Raw genomic sequence first — 4,087 nt, forward strand, 5'->3', positions numbered from 1 at the left:
GCGCTCTGTGCGCGGCGCCCCCCTCTGGCCTGCCGGCCATCTCCCCCTCAAGGGGGGAGATCGCTGTTCCAGCGGCGAGCCTCTAGTTGATACTCGCCGTATTCGCCGGCTCGGCCGGCCGCGCCTCATTGGCATAAGGCACGCGAAAACCATTCGCCGTCAGCCATACGATGGCTGCCTTCGGCTCGTCCGTCTGGATGATTGTGGCGCCGCGATCGGCCCAAAAACCCCAGACTTCGCGCGGCAGGCTGGCCTGCACCGCCAGTTCGTCGCCGCGGCCGCCGGCAAGGAAGCCGCCCGGCTTGTTGGCGATGGCGTAGGTGTCGGCCCAGATGTGCCAGTTGCCCCTGACCGCGGCCGCGCGCATGCGCATGCTGAACAACGGTCCGCCGGTCTCGGTCAGCGTCTCGGCGCCTGCCCGCCAGTTGATCAGCTCGATTGCGCGCGGCGAAAAGGCATGGCCGACCGTCCGGGCGAAGCCGGCATCACGCACCGCATCATCGGCGATGATCGGCATGAACTGGAAGCCGCCGCCGATAGCGGTCATTGCCGCCTGGACCGTGGTGATCCGGTTCTGGTTCCACAAATTCTCCTTGACGATAACCTGCTCGGCCATGCCGAGATCGCGAGCCACCGCGATCATGCCCGAGAGGTCGCCGACGTCGAGCTTGTTGTCGAGGTTGATGAGGATCCTGTCCCTGGTCGCCATCAGCATCTCGCGCAGCGTCGAGACTGTTTCACCCGTCACCGCACCGGTGCCTTCGACCACCAGCCTGCAGGTCTTCAGTTCGGCCAGGGTGTATTTGACCACCTCGCCCTTGCAGGTGGTGGTGCGGTCGAGCCAGCTGTCATGCATGACGACGAACTCACCGTCCTTCGAGCGCCTGATATCGACCTCGACGATTTCTGCGCCCATGGCGATCGACCCCTCCACGGCGGCAATCGAATTTTCCGCGTAGAGCGTCTTGCCCGCCTGCATGCTGCCGGCGCGATGCGCGGCCACCATGACGTGGTCGCGCCACTGGTTGGCGTGCTCGAAGCGGTCAAGAATCTGCCTGGCGCGGGTCTCGCCGGCCAATGACTGGTCAGAAAAGGCCACAAGTGCCGAGGAAAACAGAAGGCTCAGCCAGATGGTCCGCATCGAGAATCGCTCCTTGCCGGATCGAGATCGGGATAGGCGACCCTCGTGACATCCAGGTGAACGAAGCCGGCTAGCGGTTGTTCGCGGGGAGTGCGCGTCAGATGCGTTTCGAGAGCCGGCGGAACCACGCCATGGCCGGCATCTCGACAAAACGCCAGGTGATCCAGGAGGCGGCAATGGTGGCCGCGAGCATGACGACGATCGCCAATGCTCCCGTCCAGCCGGCGCCGAAGCCGGTGGCAGGCTGGCCGCGCAGCATGAAATCGCCCATCAGGCCGAGGCCGAGCTTGCGCTCGACGAGCCCGGCGATGTTGATCAGGCGCGCCTGGACGAAAATGTGGACCATGTAGATCGAGTAGGACAGCGCGCCGAGCGTCAACATGAACGGGGTTCTCAGCAAGACGCTGATCCAGCCGCCCTCATGGGCGAACAGGAACAGCGCCAGCGCGAACACCAGGGGTGCCGCGATGCCGAAATCATTGCCGCCCGCCAGCGAGACGAAAAGCACGATGACGGTCACCATGACGATTTCGGCAAGGGTCCAGTCCATCCGCGGGCCGCTCCTGGCGAGGGCCTGTCGCGCCCCTGCAATGGAATCATGCTGAAACCAGGCCAGCAAGGCGCCGAGCGAGAAGCCGTACAGGCAACGGATGAAGCCGAAATCGAAGGACACATCCATATGATGATTCGAGAAGCCGAGCAGGAACAGCGGCGCGGTGACGGCGGCGGCGACGAACCATATCCAGGCGCGCGCACCGGCGACGAAGACCACGCCGGCAAACAGGAGATAGGCGAAGAACTCGGCCGAAATGCTCCAGCTTGGCGCATTCCAGGTCAATTGATCCTCGAAACCGACACCCTGGAGCAGAAGAAGATTGGCAAGCAGGCTGCCGAGGTCGAAGCCTCCGCTGAAGGGGGCAGCCCCGGTGCCGTGCAATTGCGGCAGCATCAGCCGCAGCAACTCGAAGCCGGCGAAGGCGGCAAGCATGAGCAGATGCAGCGGGTAGATGCGGCCGAAACGGACCAGTGCGAAGCGCGCGACCTGTTCCGGCTGGTTCAGCCGATCGCCGTAGCTGCTGGCGATGACGAAACCGGAAAGGACGAAGAAAAAATCGACGAACAGGTAGGACGAACCGATGAAGGCGCTTTGCGAAATCGTCGAACCGGTCGGGAAGTGAAACAGCGCCACCAGAAGCGCGCAGATGCCACGCCACGAATCGAGGACCAGGAAGCGTTCACCGGCGACCGTGCCGGTGCGGGTCGACGCCGCGGCACGGGTGGGGTTGAGAAACGCGGTCTGCGTCATGATGATACAATCCTGTCTTGCCGTGGCACTCGGGCAGCGCCATTCCGTCTCGCCAAGCTGTGACTGGCATCTTCCGTGCCGGTTCTGTAGTTGTTGCAACCCGATGAAAAACGAGGATCCGTAATGGCGAACAACAACATCGACAACGCCTTCACCGCCCGTTCCAAAACGGGCGCCGCGTTCGAGCCGACCTACTCCGGCGCGCTGTCGTTCATGCGGCGCAAATACACCAAGGACGTGAAGGGCGCGGATGCTGTGGTGTGGGGTATTCCCTTCGATGCCGCCGTCACCAACCGGCCCGGCGCCCGCTTCGGGCCGCAGGCGATCCGCCGCGCCTCGGCGATCCTCGATAACGACCCGCAATATCCGTTCTCACGCGATTTGTTCGAGCATCTGGCGGTGGTCGACTATGGCGATTGCCTGCTCGATTCGGGCAATCACCAGAAGACACCCGGCACGATCGAACGTGAAGCGGCCAAGATCCTGAAGTCCGGCGCCTTCCTGCTGACGCTCGGCGGCGATCATTTCGTCACCTGGCCGCTGCTCAAGGCGCATGCCGCCGTCCATGGTCCGCTCGCCTTGGTGCAGTTCGACGCCCATCAGGACACCTGGCCGGACGACGGCAAGCGCATCGACCACGGATCCTTCGTCGGCCGTGCCGTCAAGGAAGGCATCATCGACCCCGACCGCTCGATCCAGATCGGCATCCGCACCCATGCACCCGACACGTTCGGCATCAAGATCCTCCATGGCCATGAAATCGAGGAGATGCGGGCGTCCGATATCGCCTACGCCATCGTCGACCGCACCGGCGGCAAGAAGACCTACCTCACCTTCGACATCGACTGCCTCGATCCGGCCTACGCGCCTGGCACAGGCACGCCAGTTGCCGGCGGGCCGTCCTCGGCGAAGATCCTGTCGACGCTGCGCCAACTCAACCAGATCGATATTGTCGGTGCCGACATCGTAGAGGTTGCGCCGGCCTATGATCACGCCGATATAACGGCGATCGCCGGCTCGATGGTGGCCATGCAATATCTCGGCCTGCTGGCTGAGCGAAAGGCCCGGCTTGAAGAGTTGAACAACGGCAACCACAATGGTGCCGCAGTGATTCAAGGTCAGGGCATATAATCTTGAAATATCAGGGAATTTGATCAACCCATGAAACCGAAAATCTTCATCGACGGCGAACACGGCACCACCGGCCTGCAGATCAGGGCGCTGCTTGCCGAGCGCAGTGATCTGGAGATCATGTCCATCCCGACCGAACGCCGCAAGGAAACGGCGGCGCGCGCCGAGTTTCTCAACGCCGCCGATGTCGCGATCCTGTGCCTCCCTGACGACGCGGCGAAGGAAAGCGTCTCGCTGATCGCCAACGACACCACCAAGGTCATCGATGCGTCGACCGCGCATCGCGTGGCGGAAGGCTGGGCGTATGGTGTCGCCGAGATGGACAAGGACCAGGCAAAGGCGATCGCCTCGGCAAAACGCGTCGCCAACCCAGGCTGCTGGCCGCAGGGACCGATCGCCACGCTACGGCCGCTGGTCACGTCAGGCCTGCTGCCGGCGGATTTCCCGATCACCGTCAACGGCATTTCGGGCTATTCGGGCGGCGGACGGCCGATGATCGAGGACTATGT

General features: G+C 63.4%; 4 protein-coding genes. 2 read left to right on the plus strand and 2 right to left on the minus strand.

What is annotated here, in order from left to right; all coding sequences use genetic code 11:
* Positions 1-82: 82 nt before the first annotated feature.
* Positions 83-1,141, minus strand: coding sequence for a glycerophosphodiester phosphodiesterase family protein (locus EN964_RS27295; RefSeq protein WP_127269924.1), 1,059 nt, complete (start codon positions 1,139-1,141; stop codon positions 83-85).
* Positions 1,142-1,238: 97 nt separating this feature from the next.
* Positions 1,239-2,447, minus strand: coding sequence for an acyltransferase (locus EN964_RS27300; RefSeq protein WP_127269615.1), 1,209 nt, complete (start codon positions 2,445-2,447; stop codon positions 1,239-1,241).
* 123 nt (positions 2,448-2,570) lie between these two features.
* On the opposite strand from EN964_RS27300, the gene speB reads away from it, so the two are divergent.
* Together speB and argC are read left to right on the plus strand one after the other, a co-directional pair.
* Complete coding sequence (speB, locus tag EN964_RS27305; protein WP_127269614.1) at positions 2,571-3,578, plus strand: agmatinase; 1,008 nt, start codon at positions 2,571-2,573, stop codon at positions 3,576-3,578.
* Positions 3,579-3,608: 30 nt separating this feature from the next.
* A partial coding sequence (argC, locus tag EN964_RS27310) for an N-acetyl-gamma-glutamyl-phosphate reductase (RefSeq protein WP_127276971.1) occupies positions 3,609-4,087 on the plus strand: 479 nt, incomplete at its 3' end.

The sequence above is a fragment of the Mesorhizobium sp. M7A.F.Ca.CA.001.10.2.1 genome, from assembly GCF_003998575.1.
Lineage (GTDB): Bacteria > Pseudomonadota > Alphaproteobacteria > Rhizobiales > Rhizobiaceae > Mesorhizobium.